Genomic DNA, 16,290 nt, shown 5'->3' on the forward strand with positions numbered 1-16,290 from the left:
CAACGAGGGAACCGTCGACGCGGAAAACCGCATCGGCTGGATGGAGATGCGGCGGGGGCAGGGCTATCCCGTGCTCGTCGCGGAACACGAGGGCCGGGTGATCGGCTACGCCTCCTTCGGAGACTGGCGGTCCTTCGACGGCTTCCGCGCCACGGTGGAGCATTCGGTCTATGTCGCGGCCGAGGCGCGCGGGCGGGGCATCGCCCGGGCGCTGATGGCCGAGCTGACGGTGCGCGCGCGCGGCTGTGGCAAGCATGTGATGGTCGCCGCCGTCACCTCGGAGAACGAGGCCTCGCTGCGGCTGCACCGCGCGCTCGGCTTCCGCGAGGCGGCGGTGCTGACCGAGGTGGGGCAGAAGTTCGGCCGCTGGCTGGACCTCGTATTTCTGGAGCTTCGGCTCGACGACCGGGCGCAGCCCGAGCAACGCAAGGCTTGAACCCCGGGCGATCCGGGTCTATCGCCAGTTTTACAACGCTAAGCCCGGAAGGCGCTGACCCATGAAGTTCCTCGACCTTTGCAAAGTCTACATCCGCTCCGGCGGCGGCGGGGCGGGCTGCGTCAGCTTCCGGCGCGAGAAGTTCATCGAATTCGGCGGCCCGGACGGCGGCGACGGCGGCAATGGCGGCAATGTCTATGCCGAGGCGGTCGAGGGGCTGAACACCCTGATCGACTTCCGCTATCAGCAGCATTTCTTCGCTAAGTCGGGCCAGCAGGGCATGGGCAGCCAGCGCACCGGCAAGACCGCCGACGACGTGATCCTCAAGGTGCCGGTCGGCACCGAGATCATCGACGAGGACGAGGAGACCGTGATCGCCGACCTGACCACCGTCGGCCAGCGCGTGCTTCTGGCGCGCGGCGGCAATGGCGGCTTCGGCAACCTGCATTTCAAATCCTCGACCAACCGCGCTCCCGCCCGGGCCAACCCGGGGCAGGAGGGGGTGGAGCGCACCATCTGGCTGCGGCTGAAGCTGATCGCCGACGCCGGGCTGCTGGGCCTGCCGAATGCCGGCAAGTCGACCTTCCTCGCCGCCACCTCGAACGCCCGGCCCAAGATCGCCGACTATCCCTTCACCACGCTGGTGCCGAACCTCGGCGTCGTCGGGGTGGACGGCAAGGAGATCGTCATGGCCGACATCCCCGGCCTGATCGAGGGCGCTTCCGAAGGTCGCGGTCTGGGTGACCAGTTCCTCGCCCATGTCGAACGCTGCTCGGTGCTCCTGCATCTGGTGGACGGCACCTCCTCGACCATCACCAAGGATTACCGCACCATCATCGGCGAGCTCGAGGCCTATGCCGAGGATCTGGCGCAGAAGCCGCGGATCACCGCGCTGAACAAGATCGACGCGCTGGACAGCAAGACGCTGTCGACCCGCAAGAAGGCGCTGGAGAAGGCCTCGGGCGGGCCGGTCTTCCTGATCTCCGGCGTCGCCGGGACGGGATTGCAGGACGTGCTGCGCGCGGTCTATGCCGAGGTCGTGGCAGGGCGCGAGGTGGTCGAGGATCCCGCACCGTGGCAACCCTGACAGCGCTTTCGGCCCCCGACATCCGCAGCGCTCGGCGGCTGGTGGTGAAGATCGGCTCGGCCCTGCTGGTCGACCGCAAGCTCGGCCTGCGGCGCGACTGGCTCGCGGCGCTGGCGCTGGATGTGGCCGACCTGAAGGCGCGCGGGACCGACGTGATCCTCGTCTCCTCCGGCTCCATCGCGCTGGGGCGCGGCGTGCTGGGGCTGGCCGATGGCGCGCTGGCCCTGGAACAGTCGCAGGCCGCCGCCGCCGTCGGGCAGATCCGGCTGGCCCGCGCCTATGAGGAGGTGCTGGCCCCGCATGGCATCACCACCGGCCAGATCCTCGTCACGCTGGAAGACACCGAGGACCGCCGCCGCTACCTGAACTCCCGCGCCACGATGGAGACGCTGCTGGGCCTCGGCGTCGTGCCGATCGTCAACGAGAATGACACGGTGGCGACCGACGAGATCCGCTTCGGCGACAACGACCGGCTGGCGGCGCAGATCGCGGTGACCGTGGGCGCGGATCAGCTGGTGCTCCTGTCGGATGTCGACGGCTTCTATTCCGCCAACCCCAAGGAAGACCCGACCGCCGAGCGTTTCGATCTGGTCGAGGCGATCACGCCCGAGATCGAGGCGATGGCCGGTGATCCGGTCTCGGGTTTCTCCAAGGGCGGGATGAAGACCAAGGTGATGGCCGCCAAGACCGCCGTCGCCGGTGGCTGCGCCATGGCGATCATGGAAGGTTCGGTGCTGCGGCCCTTGACCGCGCTGGCCGAGGGCGCAGCGCGGACATGGTTCGTGGCGCAGGCCGATCCGCAGGTCGCGCGCAAGCGCTGGATCAACGCGATGAAGCCGCGCGGCGCGGTGCAGGTGGATGCCGGCGCGGTCACGGCGCTCAGGGCAGGCAAGTCGCTTTTGCCGGCTGGCGTGGTGGCGGTGACCGGCGCCTTCGGGCGCGGCGACCCGGTCGAGATTTTGGGGCCCGCGGGCGAGACGCTGGGCAAGGGGCTGGTGCGCTACACCGCCGCCGAGGCGCGGCTGATCGCTGGACACCGCTCGGCCGAGATCGAGGGCATCCTCGGCTATGCCGGGCGCGCGGCGCTCTTGCACCGCGACGACATGGTGTTGTGAAGGGCCCGCTGCGGCGGGCGGATGAAGCGGAAGGACAGGCGATGGACGGGGCTGAAGTGGCAGGGCTGATGCAGGCGATCGGCGCGCGGGCACGCGCGGCGGCGGCGGAGCTGGCCTTCGCCCCAGCCGAGACCAAGCGCGCCGCCCTGCTCGCCGCGGCCGAGGCGCTGTGGGACCGCCGGCAAGAGATCATCGCCGCCAACGCCGAAGACCTCGCCCATGGCCGCGACAAGGGGCTCGGCGCGGCGATGATGGACCGGCTGATGCTGGACGAGGCGCGGGTGCAGGCGATGGCCGAGGGGCTGCGCGCCGTGGCGGCGCAGGACGATCCCGTCGGCGCGGTGATCGCCGAATGGGACAGGCCGACCGGCCTGCACATCCGCCGGGTCCGCACGCCCTTGGGCGTGGTGGGCGTGATCTACGAAAGCCGTCCCAACGTCACCGCGGACGCCGGCGCGCTCTGCCTCAAGGCCGGCAACGCGGTGATCCTGCGGGGCGGGTCGGAGAGCTTCCATTCCTCCGCCGCGATCCATGCCTGCCTGCAGGCCGGGCTCACCGCGGCGGGCCTGCAGGCGGATGCGATCCAGCTGGTGCCGACCCGCGACCGCGCGGCAGTGACCGAGATGCTGCGCATGGTCGAGTTCATCGACGTGATCGTGCCGCGCGGCGGCAAGGGGCTGGTCGGCCTCGTGCAGCGCGAGGCGCGGGTGCCGGTCTTTGCCCATCTGGAGGGCATCTGCCACGTCTATGCCGACGGCGCCGCCGATCTGGAGAAGGCGCGCCGGGTGGTGCTGAACGCCAAGACCCGCCGCACCGGGATCTGCGGCTCGGCGGAATGCCTGCTGATCGACCGCGCCTTCTACGCGAAACATGGCGCCGTGCTGATCGAGGATCTGCTGGCCGCGGGCGTCGAGGTGCGCGCCGAGGGCGAGCTGGCCGACATCCCCGGCACGGTGCCCGCGTCGCCTGAGGATTTCGGCAAGGAATTCCTCGACATGATCATCGCGGCGAAGCTCGTCGACGGGGTGGACGAGGCCATCGCCCATATCCGCCGCTACGGCTCGAACCATACCGAGGCGATCCTGACCGAGGATGCGGCCACGGCCGAGCGCTTCTTCCAGCGGCTCGATTCGGCGATCCTCCTGCACAACGCCTCGACGCAGTTTGCCGATGGCGGCGAGTTCGGCATGGGGGCCGAGATCGGCATCGCCACGGGCAAGATGCACGCCCGCGGCCCGGTGGGGGCCGAGCAGCTCACCAGCTTCAAGTATCTGGTGACCGGCGACGGAACGGTGCGGGCGTAAGCCCGGGCCGTCACGTCGCAAACCCTCGACAGCCGACGGGACGGTGCGGGCCTAAGCCCGCGCCGCCAAACCTTGACGGCGGGGGCGGCCCACGCCCGCGCCGCGAGATCCGCTCAGAACACCAGCCGGATCATCTGCTCGCGCAGGTCGGCGGTCAGCCGGCGGTTCTGGCGTTCCAGCTCCTCCGGCACCAAAGCGAAATGCACCTGCGCCGCCGAGACGTCGATCCGTGCGCCCGGGATCGACAGCGGCTGCCACAGCGCCGGGTCGATCTTGACCTTCGCCGCCGAGCCGGTGAGCGTCCAGCGGCTGTCGGTCCGCTCCACCCGGATGCGGCCGCCATAGGCCATCGCGGTCTCGAGGCACTGGATCAGCAGGAAGGCGAGCTTCACCTCGCGGCGCGGCAGCTCGGTCGGGCTGGTCCAGTCGATGGCGAACTTGCCGCCGCGGCAGAGGTCGGCGAGGATGCCCGTCACCTCGGACCGGCCGATCCGCTGGTCGCCGCCCGCCGCGCCGAAGGCGACGCGCAGGAAGCGGATCCGGGCATTGGCGCTGGCGACGCTCTCGGCGATCAGCGCGATCTCCGGCCCCTTCACCAGCCCGTCCAGCATCAGGAGCTCCACCCCATTGCCGATGGCTCCGATCGGGCTGATAAGATCGTGACAGATGCGCGACCCCAGTAGGGCGGCCAGATCGGGCTTCTCGGACATGTACGGAACTCCACTCGTGCGCAGGAAGGAACTGATATGAATGCGTTGCTTGAACCGGGTATACTGGTCAGACATCCGGGCGAGCCGGATTGGGGGGTAGGTCAGGTGCAGTCGAACATCGGCGGGCGGATCACCGTCAACTTCGAACACGCCGGGAAGGTCGTGATCGACGGCAGTCATGTGGACCTGCGGATGGTCATTGATATTCAACGATAAGAGCGGGATGGCGCGTCGTCCAACCCAGATTGCGCCCCGTTGCTCTTGGCCGCGAAGCGTGTCCATCCTGCCACCGGGGGCCCCGCCGGTTGCAATCGGCGGGCCCGGCTTCTAAATGGGGAACGCTCGGAGACGGCAGGCGCGAGGACGGGGGAGACGGGGATGATTGCCGAGGAACCGCATCTCACCCTGCGTCTGGCGCGGGACGACCGCGACCTGAGGGCGGCGCAGCGGCTGCGCTACCGGGTCTTCGTGACCGAGCTGGGCGGTGACGGCGATCTGGTCGACCATGACCAGCAGCTGGAGCGCGACGCCTTCGACCCGCTGTTCGACCACCTGCTGCTGATCGACGACCGCCGCGACGCCGCGGCGCTCGACGACGTTGTGGGCGTCTACCGCCTGCTGCCGGGCGAGCGGGTCGGCCCCGCGGGCCGGTTCTATTCCGAGGGCGAGTATGACCTCTCCCCGCTGAAACGCTCGGGCCGCCGGCTTCTGGAGCTCGGGCGCTCCTGCGTGCATCCCGACTATCGCGGCGGGACGGCGATGTTCCACCTCTGGAACGGGCTGGCCGATTACGTGGCCACGCATGGCGCCGAGGTGCTGTTCGGCACGGCGAGCTTCCACGGCGCCGATATCGCCGCGCTGGCGCAGCCGCTGTCCTTCCTGCACCACAACCACCTCGCCCCGCCGGAACTGCGGGTGACGGCGCGGCCCGGCGACGGCCAGCGGATGGACCTGCTGCCGCCCGAGGCGATCGACCGGCGGCAGGCGATGCTGGCGACGCCGGCGCTGATCAAGGCCTATCTCCGGCTTGGCGGTTGCGTCGGCGAGGGGGCCTGGATCGACCGCGCCTTCAACACCACGGATGTCTGTCTGGTGATGGACACGGCGCAGATGTCGGCCCGGCAGCGCGCGCTCTACGCCCGCCGCCCGGCGCAGGCATCATGACCGACTGGCTCGACGCCCGGATGGAGGACCGCCGCCCCGGCCTCTTGGGCTGGCTGCGGGTGGCCCTGCGCGGCACGGCGCTGGCGCTGGTGATCTATGGCGGGCTGGTGCTGCTCCTCCTCGTCCGGCTGGTCGAGCGGCCGCTCTGCGGCGCCCACCGGCCGGTGACGCCCTGGATCACCCAGGGCGCCTGCCGCGCCGCGCTCGTGATCCTTGGCCTGCGCTTCCGCGTCCATGGCCGGCCGATGCAGGAGCCCGGGGCGGTGGTGGCCAACCACGGCTCCTGGCTCGACATCTTCACGCTGAACGCCTGCCAGCGGGTGTATTTCGTCTCGAAATCCGAGGTTTCCGCCTGGCCCGGCATCGGCTGGCTGGCAAGGGCCACCGGCACCCTCTTCATCAACCGCCGGGGCCGCGAGGCCAAGGCGCAGCAGCGCCTGTTCGAGGAGCGGCTGGCCGAGGGTCACCGCATCCTGTTTTTCCCCGAGGGCACCAGCACCGACGCGACCCGCATCCTGCCGTTCAAGTCGACGCTCTTCGCCGCCTTCTTCGCCCCGGGGCAGGCGCGCGGGCTGGCGATCCAGCCGGTGACGGTGATCTACCGCGCCCCCGAGGGCGAGGACCCGCGCTTCTACGGCTGGTGGGGCGACATGGATTTCGCGCCGCACCTCCTGAAGCTCCTGGCCGCGCCGCGGCAGGGCTCGGTGGAGGTGCGCTTCAACCAGCCCCTGCCGGTCGAGGCCTTCGCCGACCGCAAGGCGCTGGCCCAGGCCTGCGAGACGATGGTCCGCGCCGGCTTCTCCTAGCCGAGCGGCGCGAGCAGGGCCCGCATCGCCGCAACCGGGTCTTCGGCGCGCCAGATCTCCTCGCCGATGCCGAAGAAGTCGGTGACCGGGCCGAATTGCGCCACCAGCTCCGCAGTCAGCGCACCCTCGGCCACCACCGGCACCTCGATCATCTCGGACCACCACTCGAACAGCTCGAATTCGACCCGGCTGCCGTCGCCCAGCGGCGTCTCGCCCACCGGGCCGAAGGCCACGTAATCCGCCCCCGCCTCGCCGGCCGAGATCCCCTCGTGCCGGGTCACGCCGCAGAAGGCGCCGACGATGGCATCGCCGCCCAGATCCTTGCGGACCTTGCGGACCGACCGTGCCCCGTCGGTCAGATGCACCCCGTCGAGCCCAAGCCGGTCCACCAAGAGCACATGGTTCTCGATCACCAGCGCCACGTCGCGGGCATGGGCCACCTCGCGCAAAGCGTCGGCGGCGCGGGCGACCCGGTCCTCGTCGCGGGTGGCGAGCGAGAGGCGGATGCAGGCGATCCCGGTCGCGTCGAGCACCGCGGCGAGGCGCTGCGGGAACAGCTCCAGCTCGAACTCGGGCGGGGTGACGAGGTAGATCTGCGGGCGCTCGGTATCGGCCATGCTGAAACTCCGGTAGGGGTGGCGGAGGCTATAGCCGAAGCCGGGACGGATTGGAAATCCCATTGCGCGGCTGCCCCGCTTTCCCGTAGGAGGCGCGAAACCCCGGAGAAATGCCATGGACCCCGTCTTCATCCTCGTGCGGCCCCAGATGGGCGAGAACATCGGCGCCTCGGCCCGCGCCATGCTGAACTTCGGCCTCGAGCGGCTCAGGATCGTCAATCCGCGCGACGGCTGGCCCAACCCCAAGGCCGTCGCCATGGCGAGCGGGGCGGGGCGGCTCCTTGATCACGCCGGGCTCTTTCCCGACGTGAAGGCGGCCACCGCCGACGTGGACTACCTCTTCGCCACCACCGCCCGCAGCCGCGAGCTCACCAAGCCGATCATGACGCCCGAGCGGGCGATGGAACACGCCCGCGCGCTGACCGCCGCCGGCAAGCGGGTGGGGGTTCTGTTCGGGCCGGAGCGGACCGGGCTCGAGAACGAGGATGTGGTGCTGGCGAATGCGATCATCACGGTGCCGGTCAATCCGGAGTTCTTCTCGCTCAACCTCGCCCAATGCGTGCTCCTGACCGCCTATGAATGGCGCCGCCAGACGGTGGAGGTTCCGCCCGAGGTGATGGAGATGGCCCGCACCGATTTCGCCAGCGGCATCGAGGTGGAGAAGCTGGGCGATCATTTCGAGGAGCGGCTGGCCGAGGCCGGCTTCTTCCATCCCGCCGAGAAGGAGGCCGGGATGAAGCTGAACCTGCGCAACATGTGGTCGCGGCTGAACCTGACCCGGGCCGATGTCCAGACCCTGCACGGCATGCTGCGCCAGATCGCCTGGAAGCTGAAGCAGTAGCGTTTCACGCGTGAAACGCAGGCCAAGCCGCTGATACGGAAGTAAAATCCGAAAACCCTCAACCTTTTGGTAACCCCCTCGCCACGACCTTTAGGATGAGGCCCCGGCGATGGCTCCGCCCGGCGTTCCGTGCCAGACTGGCGCGACCGCAACGCCCCGGAGGAGCCATGGCCAGACTCGTCGTGATGTACAGGACGCCCGCCGACGCCGGGGCCTTCGACCGCCACTACCGCGAGACCCATATCCCGCTCGCCAATAACCTCCCGGGGCTGCGCAGCTACGAGATCAGCGCGGGCCCGGTGCTGGCGCCGGGCGGGGCCTCGGATTACCATCTGGTGGCGGTGCTCGGCTTCGACGACATCGGCGCACTGCAGGCGGCGCTCGGCAGCCCCGAGGGCGCCGCGGCCGTGGCCGATCTCGAGATCTTCGCCACGGCGGGCGTCGAGATCCTGATGTTCGACGACGCCCCCGCCTGACATTTTCTGTCCTCAAATATCCCCGCCGGAGGCTCCGCGGCCTGCCGGAGGCGCGCCCTTGGCCGGACCGCGCGCGGCAGCCGCGGCGCGCGGGGGCTCGATGCCCCCAAGCGGCGCACGCCCCTCGCGCCGCGTCAGGGCGGGAAGGCCTTGAAGCGGGGGCGTGGCGGGCCTAGTCTCCCGCGCGACACGGGAGCCCGGGATGGCATTGAAGAAGCGCAGCATATTCGAAGAGGTCGGCGGCGGGGCGAAGGCGCCGGCGCCACAGGCGGGCGGCATCGCCCGGGGCCAGGGCGGGGCGCGGCGGGGCATCCGGCTCTGGCTGATGCTGCTGTTCGCGCTGGTGATGGTGATGATCGTCGTCGGCGGGCTGACCCGGCTGACCGATTCCGGCCTGTCGATCACCGAGTGGAAGCCGTTCACCGGCGCCATGCCACCCCTGGACCACGCGGCCTGGATGGTGGAGTTCGACAAGTACCGCGCCAGCCCGCAGTACCAGTTGCAGAACAGCGGCATGAGCCTGACCGCCTTCCAGACGATCTACTGGTGGGAATGGGGGCATCGGCAACTCGGCCGGGTGATCGGCCTCGTCTGGGCGCTCGGCTTCTTCGGCTTCCTCGTCGCGCGCAAGATCCCGCGCGGCTGGGCGCCACGGCTGCTGCTCCTGGGCGCGCTCGGCGGGTTGCAGGGCGCGATCGGCTGGTGGATGGTCGCCTCCGGCCTGCAGGAAAACCAGGTGACGGTGGCCTCCTACCGGCTGGCGACCCACCTGGGCCTCGCCTTCCTGATCCTCGGCTTCATCGCCTGGTATGTCTTCCTCCTCGGGCGCAGCGAGGCAGAGTTGATCCAGGCGCGGCGGCAGCGCGAGGCCAAGCTCTTCGGCATGTCCACCGGGCTGATGCATCTCGCCTTCGTGCAGATCGTCTTCGGCGCGCTGGTCGCCGGCATCGACGCCGGCCGCGGCTTTCCGACCTGGCCCGACATGAACGGCGAGTTCTTCCCCTCGAACGCGCTCTATGTGCCGGGCGTCACCGCGCTCTCCGACCCGCAATATTGGGTCGGGCTCTTGGACAATCCCGGCCTTGTGCAGTTCGTCCACCGGATGACCGGCTATCTGCTGGCGCTGTTCGGCCTCGGCGTCTGGATCGTCGCGCGGAAATCGGTGCATCGCGCCACCCGCAGGGCCGGGCATCTGATGGGGCTGATGATGCTGGCGCAGATCGCGCTCGGCATCGGCGCCGTGCTGACGGCGGCGCAGTGGCATGCGGCGATCAGCCATCAGGTCGGCGCGGTGATCCTCTGGGTGCTGATCATCCGCCTGCGGCATCTGGCGCAATATCCCCGCGTGGGGTCGATCCGAAAGGGAACCGTATGAGTGCCGATATCGCCTTCACCGAGCTGATGGAATTCCAGCGCCAGACCGAGGCGCTGGCGCAGGTTGCCGGCCGTCTGGGCTGGGATCAGGAAACCATGATGCCGCGCGGCGCCGCCGAGCAGCGCTCGGAAGAGATGGCGGCGCTGGAAGGCGTGCTGCACGAGCGGCGCACCGATCCGCGCATCGCCGACTGGCTGATGGCGGCGGCCGCCGAGGATGACGAGGATGCGGCGCAGCTGCGGCTGATCCGGCGCAGCCACACCCGGGCGACGAAGGTGCCCTCGCGGCTGGCGCAGGAGATCGCCCGCGTCACCTCGACCGCGCAGGGCATCTGGGCCGAGGCGCGGGCGGCGGATGACGTGGCGCTGTTCCTGCCGACGCTGACCGAGGTGGTGCGGCTGAAGCGCGAGGAGGCGGCGGCGCTGGCCGACGGGCGCGACCGCTACGACGCCCTGATCGACGATTACGAGCCGGGCGCCACCGCGGCCACGCTGGGCGCGATGTTCGACCGGATGCGGCCGCGTCTGGTGGCGTTGCGCGAGGCGGTGCTGGGGGCCTCCTACCAGCCCGCGCCGCTGCAGGGCCATTTCGGGCTCGAGGCGCAGGTGCGCATGGCGCGCGATCTGGCCGCGACCTTCGGCTATGACTGGACGCGCGGGCGGATGGACATGGCGGTGCATCCGTTCTCCTCGGGGTCCGGCAGCGACGTGCGGATCACCACGCGGGTGGTGGAAACCGATCCGTTCAACTGCTTCTACTCGACGGTGCACGAGGTCGGCCATGCCTGCTACGAGCTCGGCATCGACCCCGATTACGCGCTGACCCCGATCGGGTCGGGCGCCTCGATGGGGGTGCACGAGAGCCAGAGCCGGATCTACGAGAACCAGCTCGGCCGCAGCCGCGCCTTCACCGGCTGGCTGTTCCAGCGGATGAGCGAACGCTTCGGCGATCTGGGCCTGCCCGATGCCGAGGCCTTCTACGGCACGGTGAACCGGGTGCAGTCCGGCTTCATCCGCACCGAGGCCGACGAGGTGCATTACAACCTGCACATCATGATGCGCTTCGATCTGGAACGCGGGCTGATCCGCGGCACGCTGGAGGTGGCCGATCTGGAAGAGGCCTGGAACGCCCGCTTCCTGCAGGATTTCGGCGTGGCGGTGGACCGGCCCTCGCATGGGGTGTTGCAGGACGTGCACTGGTCGGTCGGGCTCTTCGGCTATTTCCCGACCTACACGCTGGGCAATCTCTACGCCGGCTGCCTGATGCAGGCGCTGCGCGAGGCGGTGCCCGATCTCGACGAGGCGCTGGCGCGGGGCGAGACCCGGGGGGCGACCGGCTGGCTCAGGGAGAACCTGCAGCGGCATGGCGGGCTCTACACCCCGCACGAGCTGGTGACCCGGGCCTGCGGCTTCGAGCCCAGCGAAGGGCCGCTGCTCGACTATCTGGAAACGAAGTTCCGCGACATCTACCGGCTCTGACGGCCGGTTTCCTGCGTCATCTTGGCTCGAATATCCGCAGGGGGTATATCCACAGGGAGTATGGGGGACGGCAGTCCCCCGCGGCTTTCCGTCAGAGCGACCAGTCCGGCTTGCGCTTCTCCAGAAAGGCCGCGATGCCTTCCTCGGTGTCGCGCCAGAGCATGTTCTCGGCCATGACCTCCGCCGTATGGGCATAGGCCCCGGCCAGATCCATCTCCAGTTGCTCGTAGAAGGCGCGCTTGCCGATCTTCACCGCCGCGGTGAGCTTGGCCGCGACCGTTTCGGCCAGGGCGCGGGTTTCCTGCGCGAGCGCCTCTTGAGGCACGACGCGGTTGACGAGGCCCAGCTCGCGGGCGCGGGCGGCGTCGAGGAAGGCGCCGGTGGTCAGGAGCTCGAAGGCCTGCTTGCGCGGCAGGTTGCGGCTGAGCGCCACCATCGGGGTGGAGCAGAACAGGCCGATGTTCACGCCGTTCACCCCGAAGCGGGTGCCTTCGGCGGCCACGGCCATGTCGCAGCTGGCGACGAGCTGGCAGCCCGCGGCGGTGGCGATGCCATGGACCTCGGCGATCACCGGCTGCGGCAGGCGCGGGATCTGCTGCATCAGCGCGCCGCAGCGGGCGAAGAGATCGGCGAAATAGGCCGCGCCCCTGTCGGGGGCGGCGCGGGCGGCCTGCATCTCCTTCAGGTCATGGCCGGCGCAGAAGGCCTTGCCGGCGCCGCGCAGCACGATCACGCGGATCGAGCCGTCCTCGGCCAGTGCCTCGAAGGACGTGGAGAGCGCGTCGAGCATCGCGTCGGAGAGCGCGTTGAGGCTGGCGGGCGTGTTCAGCGTCAGCGTGGCGATGCCGCCCTCGTCTTGGCGCAGCAGGATCTCGGTCATCTTGTCTTCCTCCCCGGTTTCGCCCAGCCTAGCCGGCGCGGCAGGGGGAGGGAAGCGAAGGTGCAGGCGATGACGGGGGCGGAGCTTGCGGGCTTCCTGCAACGGGATTTTCCCGAGGTGGCCGGGGATTTCGCGCTGGAGGGCGAGGGCGAGGCGCTGGCGCTGCGGCTGCTGGTGCAGGCGCGGCATCTGCGGCCGGGGGGGACGGTCTCGGGGCCGTCGATCTTCGGGTTGGCCGATGTGGCCTTTTATCTGGCGCTCCTGTCGCGCATCGGGCCGGTGGCGCTGGCGGTGACCACCGGGGCCTCGATCGATTTCATGCGCAAGCCCGTGGCGGGGCGCGACCTGATCGCGCGGCCGCGCATCCTGAAGCTGGGGCGGGTGCTGGCGGTGGGCGATGTGCTGATCTGGTCGGAGGGTGCAGACGAGCCGGTGGCGCGGGCGAGTCTGACCTATTCGATCCCGCCGCGCTGAGCGTTGCGCCGGGGGCGGGCCGGGACGGGGGGCTGTCTGCCCCCCGGCCGGACCTGCGGTCCGGCTCCCCCCGAGGATATTTGTGCAAGGTGAGGGGGGGAGGGGCGCGGCGCGCCCCTTTCCGCGCGGGTCAGTCCTTGCTGTGCTTGAAGCGGCCGTCGACGGTGGCGCCGTTCTCGATCACCACGGTGCGGTAGGTGACGTCGGTGGTCATCTGCGCGGCGGCGCGGACGATGAGATTGGCGCAGGACAGCCGGCCGTTCAACTGGCCGCGCACCTCCACCGTCTCGGCGCTGACGGTGCCGGTCGCCTTGCCGTCCGGCCCGACGGTCAGGCCGCGCGCGGTGATCGTGCCCTCGACCTCGCCCATCACCTCGATGCTGCCGGCGGAGGTGATGTCGCCCACGATCTTGAGATCGGCGCCGAGCGTCGATTTCGAGGCGTTGGAGCCGTTGCGCTGCGGGCCCGGATCGGCGGGTTTGTTCTGCATGTCTTTCCCTCTCTCGCGCCCCCGGCTGTGGAGGCAGGATGTGGGGCGTGGCCCGCACGGTCTAGCCGATAGAGGCCGAAGCTCGCCAGCCGGTCAAGGGGCGGGTGGGGGATTTCCGCCCAAGCGTGGACATGGCGCGGGGGCAATGCTCTGATGCCAGCAGGAATCGGCCAAGGGGAGACGGCATGTCGACGACAGGTGATGAGCAATTTTTTCGTCCGGTATCGGGTTTCGATCTGCCGCGCTTTGCCGGGGTGCCGACCTTCATGCGGCTGCCGCATGTGCCGCTCGACCATCCGCGGATCGGCGAAGTGCAGGTCGGGCTGATCGGCGCGCCCTGGGACGGGGGGACGACCAACCGGCCCGGGCCGCGCCACGGGCCGCGGCAGCTGCGCGACCTCTCCACCATGATCCGGGCGGAGAACGGCGTCACCGGGGTGCGGCCCTTCGAGGCCTTGCGCTGCGCCGATCTGGGCGATGTCGGGCCGAACCCGGGCGATCTGATGGATACGCTGGCGCGGATGGAGGCCTTCTATGCCGAGGTGCGGCGGCGGGGCATCCTGCCGCTGACGGCGGGGGGCGATCATCTCTGCTCGCTGCCGATCCTGCGGGCGCTGGCGAAGGACCGGCCCTTGGGGATGATCCATTTCGACAGCCACACCGATCTCTTCCACAGCTATTTCGGCGGCACGATGTATACCCATGGCACGCCGTTCCGCCGGGCGGTGGAGGAGGGGCTGCTCGACCCGAAGCGGGTCTGCCAGATCGGCATCCGCGGCACCGCCTATGACCGGGAAGACCGCGACTTCGCCGCCTCGGTCGGCATCCGCATCATCCCGATCGAGGAATTCCATGCCCGCGGCGTCGAGGATGTGATGGCCGAGGCGCGCGAGATCGCCGGGGCGGGGGAGACCTATGTCTCCTATGACATCGATTTCGTCGATCCGGCCTATGCGCCGGGGACCGGGACGCCGGAAGTGGGCGGGCCGACCTCGTGGCAGGCCCTGCAGGTGGCGCGGCTGCTGCAGGGGGTGAACATCGTCGGCGCCGATCTGGTGGAGGTCTCGCCGCCCTTCGACGCCTCGGGGGGGACGGCCTTCCTCGGGGTCTCGATCATGTTCGAGATGCTCTGCGTGATGGCCGAAGCGGGGGACCGCGCATGACGCCGGATCTGATCCTGACCAATGCCCGCGTCCTGACCATGGATGCCGGGCGGCCCGAGGCCGAGGCGGTGGCGGTGGCCGCAGGGCGGATCGTCGCCGTTGGGGCGCGGGCCGAGGTGGAACGGCTGGCGGGGCCCGAGACGCGGGTGATCGATGCCGGCGGGCGGACGCTGCTGCCGGGCTTCGTCGAGAGCCATCTGCATCTGGTGCTGGGCGGGGCGGAGCTGGCGCATCTGCAGATCGGCGGGCTGCACGGGGCCGAGGCGCTGGCCCGGGCCTTCCGCAGCTTCGCCGAGGCGCATCCGGAGCGGCCGCTGTTGATGGCGCAGGGGGCGGATTACGGCATGCTCGACCGGCCGGTGACGCGGCAGGATCTGGATGCGATCCTTGCCGACCGGCCGATCGCCATGACCGCGCATGACCATCACACGGTCTGGGCCAATACTTCGGCGCTGCGGGCGGCCGGCATCCTGCATGGGGCCGCGACGCCGCACGGGCATGAGGTGGTGATGGGGCCGGACGGGCTTGCCACCGGCGAGCTGCGCGAGTTCGAGGCCTTCGCGCCGGTGATCGCGCTGGGGGGCGAGGCGCGGCTGAACCTCGGGATCGCCACCGGGGAGGAGCCCTCGCCCTGGCCGGCGGAGGCCGAGCAGGCGATCGACCGGGCCAAGGTGGCGCGCGGGCTCGCGCATTGCGCGGCGCATGGCATCACCTCGATGGTGAACATGGATGGCAACCGCTACACGCTGGAGTTGCTGCGGGCCTTGCAGCGCGAGGGCGGGCTGACGGCGCGGGTGAAGGTGCCGTTCCACTTCAAGCCGCATATGGAGCTTGCGGCGCTGGCGCGGGCCGAGGAGATGCGGCGCGACTTCGACGACGAGTGGCTGTCCTCCGGGTTCGTCAAGATGTTCATGGACGGGGTGATCGACAGCCGCACGGCTTATCTCTTGAACGATTATCCCGGGATGCCGGGACTGCGGGGCGAACCCTTGTTCTCGCCCCAGCGCTTTGCCGAGATCGCCACCGAGATCGACCGGAGGGGCATGCAGATCGCGGTGCATGCCATTGGCGACGGGGCGGTGCGGCAGACCATCGACGGCTATGAGGCGGCGCAGCGCGCCAATGGCCGGCGCGACAGCCGGCACCGGATCGAGCATATCGAGATGATCGACCGCGCCGATATCGCCCGGCTGGGGGCGCTCGGCATCACGGCGAGCCTGCAGCCGCCGCATCCGCCGGGGGCGATGGACTTCCCGTTGCAGCCGACGCTGGAGGTGATCGGCCGCGACCGTTGGAGCGACAGCTACCTGTGGCGCACTCTGGCCGAGGCGGGAGCGTCGGTGGCCTTTGCCTCCGATTGGCCGGTGACGGATGTCTCGGTGCTGCGCGGCATCGGCGCGGCCCTGACCCGGGCGCCCTACGAGGGCTGTGCCGACGAGCGGCTGGGGCTGATGGCGACGCTGCAGGCCTATACCGCAGGCGGAGCCTGGGCGGCGCATCGGGAAGCGATCACGGGGCGGATCCGCCCGGGGCTGGCGGCGGATCTGGTGCTGCTCGGCGGCGATCTTCTGGCCGCGGATCCTGGCGAGATCGGCGGGATGGGAATCGCGCTGACGATCTGCGGCGGTCGGGTGACCCATGCGGGGGTGGGATTCGCCTGAGCGGAGGGCGAGTCGGGGCCCTGGCGGGCCAGATTCGGGCGGGTTGCGGCGGGGAAGGGGTTCGCGAGAGCTTTCCCTTTGCCGCTTTCCGCGCCGGCAGGTGCGAAAAGTTCCTGATTTTCTTGGCTCTGACAAGAAATCGTCATGAAGCGCGAAATTTCTGCTTGCGGCCCCGGCGCTCTGCCCCTAGAAACCGCTTCACCGAGACGACGC

18 protein-coding genes are annotated in these 16,290 nt (G+C 70.0%); 14 read left to right on the forward strand and 4 right to left on the reverse strand.

Translation table 11 applies throughout. The features are described from left to right. The 4 genes from C5F48_RS16360 to C5F48_RS16375 form a co-directional block, all read left to right on the forward strand. On the forward strand, positions 1-436 hold a 436-nt coding region (locus C5F48_RS16360; RefSeq protein ID WP_107664945.1), incomplete at its 5' end, for a GNAT family N-acetyltransferase. Positions 437-497: 61 nt separating this feature from the next. Then, on the forward strand, positions 498-1,523 hold the full coding sequence (gene obgE / locus C5F48_RS16365; RefSeq protein ID WP_107664946.1) for a GTPase ObgE: 1,026 nt from the start codon (positions 498-500) through the stop codon (positions 1,521-1,523). Then, entirely contained in the window at positions 1,511-2,638 is a 1,128-nt protein-coding gene (gene proB / locus C5F48_RS16370; protein WP_107664947.1) for a glutamate 5-kinase, read from the forward strand. The genes obgE and proB overlap by 13 nt, the downstream gene beginning before the upstream one ends. A gap of 41 nt (positions 2,639-2,679) precedes the next feature. Then, complete coding sequence (locus C5F48_RS16375; RefSeq protein WP_107664948.1) at positions 2,680-3,942, forward strand: glutamate-5-semialdehyde dehydrogenase; 1,263 nt, start codon at positions 2,680-2,682, stop codon at positions 3,940-3,942. A gap of 113 nt (positions 3,943-4,055) precedes the next feature. Here C5F48_RS16375 and C5F48_RS16380 read toward each other — a convergent pair whose 3' ends face one another. Then, a complete protein-coding gene (locus C5F48_RS16380; RefSeq protein WP_107664949.1) occupies positions 4,056-4,652 on the reverse strand; it encodes a histidine phosphotransferase family protein in 597 nt (198 codons plus the stop codon). A 36-nt stretch (positions 4,653-4,688) separates the two neighbouring features. Here C5F48_RS16380 and C5F48_RS16385 point away from each other — a divergent pair, with 36 nt between their 5' ends. The 3 genes from C5F48_RS16385 to olsA all read left to right on the forward strand — a co-directional run bounded on the left by C5F48_RS16385 (position 4,689) and on the right by olsA (position 6,622). Next, positions 4,689-4,868 carry a DUF3553 domain-containing protein gene (locus C5F48_RS16385; protein WP_107664950.1) on the forward strand — a complete coding sequence of 60 codons (180 nt, stop codon included), beginning with the start codon at positions 4,689-4,691 and terminating at the stop codon, positions 4,866-4,868. Between the two features lie 162 nt (positions 4,869-5,030). Continuing rightward, positions 5,031-5,816 carry an L-ornithine N(alpha)-acyltransferase gene (olsB, locus tag C5F48_RS16390; RefSeq protein WP_107664951.1) on the forward strand — a complete coding sequence of 262 codons (786 nt, stop codon included), beginning with the start codon at positions 5,031-5,033 and terminating at the stop codon, positions 5,814-5,816. Beyond that, a complete protein-coding gene (gene olsA / locus C5F48_RS16395) occupies positions 5,813-6,622 on the forward strand; it encodes a lyso-ornithine lipid O-acyltransferase (protein ID WP_107664952.1) in 810 nt (269 codons plus the stop codon). Before olsB ends, olsA begins: the two co-directional genes overlap by 4 nt. On the opposite strand, the gene C5F48_RS16400 is transcribed toward olsA, so the two are convergent. Beyond that, positions 6,619-7,239: a thiamine phosphate synthase gene (locus C5F48_RS16400; RefSeq protein ID WP_107664953.1), complete on the reverse strand. Its 621-nt coding sequence runs from the start codon at positions 7,237-7,239 to the stop codon at positions 6,619-6,621. The genes olsA and C5F48_RS16400 overlap by 4 nt on opposite strands. 115 nt (positions 7,240-7,354) lie before the next feature. Between C5F48_RS16400 and C5F48_RS16405 the strand changes: the two genes are divergently transcribed. The 4 genes from C5F48_RS16405 to C5F48_RS16420 all read left to right on the forward strand — a co-directional run bounded on the left by C5F48_RS16405 (position 7,355) and on the right by C5F48_RS16420 (position 11,409). Then, a complete protein-coding gene (locus tag C5F48_RS16405; RefSeq protein ID WP_107664954.1) occupies positions 7,355-8,080 on the forward strand; it encodes an RNA methyltransferase in 726 nt (241 codons plus the stop codon). Positions 8,081-8,247: 167 nt separating this feature from the next. Beyond that, on the forward strand, positions 8,248-8,556 hold the full coding sequence (locus C5F48_RS16410; RefSeq protein WP_107664955.1) for an EthD family reductase: 309 nt from the start codon (positions 8,248-8,250) through the stop codon (positions 8,554-8,556). 202 nt (positions 8,557-8,758) lie between these two features. Next, positions 8,759-9,931, forward strand: a complete 1,173-nt coding sequence (gene ctaA, locus C5F48_RS16415) for a heme A synthase (protein WP_107664956.1) — start codon at positions 8,759-8,761, stop codon at positions 9,929-9,931. Next, positions 9,928-11,409, forward strand: coding sequence for a carboxypeptidase M32 (locus C5F48_RS16420; protein ID WP_107664957.1), 1,482 nt, complete (start codon positions 9,928-9,930; stop codon positions 11,407-11,409). The genes ctaA and C5F48_RS16420 overlap by 4 nt, the downstream gene beginning before the upstream one ends. A gap of 91 nt (positions 11,410-11,500) precedes the next feature. Here C5F48_RS16420 and C5F48_RS16425 read toward each other — a convergent pair whose 3' ends face one another. Next, a complete protein-coding gene (locus C5F48_RS16425; RefSeq protein ID WP_107664958.1) occupies positions 11,501-12,289 on the reverse strand; it encodes an enoyl-CoA hydratase in 789 nt (262 codons plus the stop codon). Between the two features lie 69 nt (positions 12,290-12,358). Between C5F48_RS16425 and C5F48_RS16430 the strand changes: the two genes are divergently transcribed. Further along, complete coding sequence (locus C5F48_RS16430) at positions 12,359-12,763, forward strand: PaaI family thioesterase (protein ID WP_107664962.1); 405 nt, start codon at positions 12,359-12,361, stop codon at positions 12,761-12,763. A 130-nt stretch (positions 12,764-12,893) separates the two neighbouring features. On the opposite strand, the gene C5F48_RS16435 is transcribed toward C5F48_RS16430, so the two are convergent. Continuing rightward, positions 12,894-13,253: a bactofilin family protein gene (locus C5F48_RS16435; protein ID WP_107664959.1), complete on the reverse strand. Its 360-nt coding sequence runs from the start codon at positions 13,251-13,253 to the stop codon at positions 12,894-12,896. Positions 13,254-13,438: 185 nt separating this feature from the next. Between C5F48_RS16435 and C5F48_RS16440 the strand changes: the two genes are divergently transcribed. Next, the gene (locus tag C5F48_RS16440) at positions 13,439-14,416 is read left to right on the forward strand and encodes an agmatinase (protein WP_107664960.1); all 978 of its coding nucleotides are present in this window, start codon (positions 13,439-13,441) and stop codon (positions 14,414-14,416) included. After that, positions 14,413-16,077, forward strand: coding sequence for an amidohydrolase (locus C5F48_RS16445; protein WP_107664961.1), 1,665 nt, complete (start codon positions 14,413-14,415; stop codon positions 16,075-16,077). Before C5F48_RS16440 ends, C5F48_RS16445 begins: the two co-directional genes overlap by 4 nt. Positions 16,078-16,290: the final 213 nt, after the last annotated feature.

This window comes from Cereibacter changlensis JA139 (assembly GCF_003034985.1).
GTDB classification, from domain to species: Bacteria; Pseudomonadota; Alphaproteobacteria; order Rhodobacterales; family Rhodobacteraceae; genus Cereibacter; species Cereibacter changlensis.

Excerpts from the sequence above, each read along its gene's own strand:
- obgE (WP_107664946.1), top strand. The coding sequence starts at position 498 with ATGAAGTTCCTCGACCTTTGCAAAGTCTACATCCGCTCCGGCGGCGGC.
- C5F48_RS16375 (WP_107664948.1), top strand. The coding sequence starts at position 2,680 with ATGGACGGGGCTGAAGTGGCAGGGCTGATGCAGGCGATCGGCGCGCGG.
- C5F48_RS16380 (WP_107664949.1), bottom strand. The coding sequence starts at position 4,652 with ATGTCCGAGAAGCCCGATCTGGCCGCCCTACTGGGGTCGCGCATCTGT.
- C5F48_RS16385 (WP_107664950.1), top strand. The coding sequence starts at position 4,689 with ATGAATGCGTTGCTTGAACCGGGTATACTGGTCAGACATCCGGGCGAG.
- olsB (WP_107664951.1), top strand. The coding sequence starts at position 5,031 with ATGATTGCCGAGGAACCGCATCTCACCCTGCGTCTGGCGCGGGACGAC.
- olsA (WP_107664952.1), top strand. The coding sequence starts at position 5,813 with ATGACCGACTGGCTCGACGCCCGGATGGAGGACCGCCGCCCCGGCCTC.
- C5F48_RS16400 (WP_107664953.1), bottom strand. The coding sequence starts at position 7,239 with ATGGCCGATACCGAGCGCCCGCAGATCTACCTCGTCACCCCGCCCGAG.
- C5F48_RS16405 (WP_107664954.1), top strand. The coding sequence starts at position 7,355 with ATGGACCCCGTCTTCATCCTCGTGCGGCCCCAGATGGGCGAGAACATC.
- C5F48_RS16410 (WP_107664955.1), top strand. The coding sequence starts at position 8,248 with ATGGCCAGACTCGTCGTGATGTACAGGACGCCCGCCGACGCCGGGGCC.
- ctaA (WP_107664956.1), top strand. The coding sequence starts at position 8,759 with ATGGCATTGAAGAAGCGCAGCATATTCGAAGAGGTCGGCGGCGGGGCG.
- C5F48_RS16420 (WP_107664957.1), top strand. The coding sequence starts at position 9,928 with ATGAGTGCCGATATCGCCTTCACCGAGCTGATGGAATTCCAGCGCCAG.
- C5F48_RS16425 (WP_107664958.1), bottom strand. The coding sequence starts at position 12,289 with ATGACCGAGATCCTGCTGCGCCAAGACGAGGGCGGCATCGCCACGCTG.
- C5F48_RS16430 (WP_107664962.1), top strand. The coding sequence starts at position 12,359 with ATGACGGGGGCGGAGCTTGCGGGCTTCCTGCAACGGGATTTTCCCGAG.
- C5F48_RS16435 (WP_107664959.1), bottom strand. The coding sequence starts at position 13,253 with ATGCAGAACAAACCCGCCGATCCGGGCCCGCAGCGCAACGGCTCCAAC.
- C5F48_RS16440 (WP_107664960.1), top strand. The coding sequence starts at position 13,439 with ATGTCGACGACAGGTGATGAGCAATTTTTTCGTCCGGTATCGGGTTTC.
- C5F48_RS16445 (WP_107664961.1), top strand. The coding sequence starts at position 14,413 with ATGACGCCGGATCTGATCCTGACCAATGCCCGCGTCCTGACCATGGAT.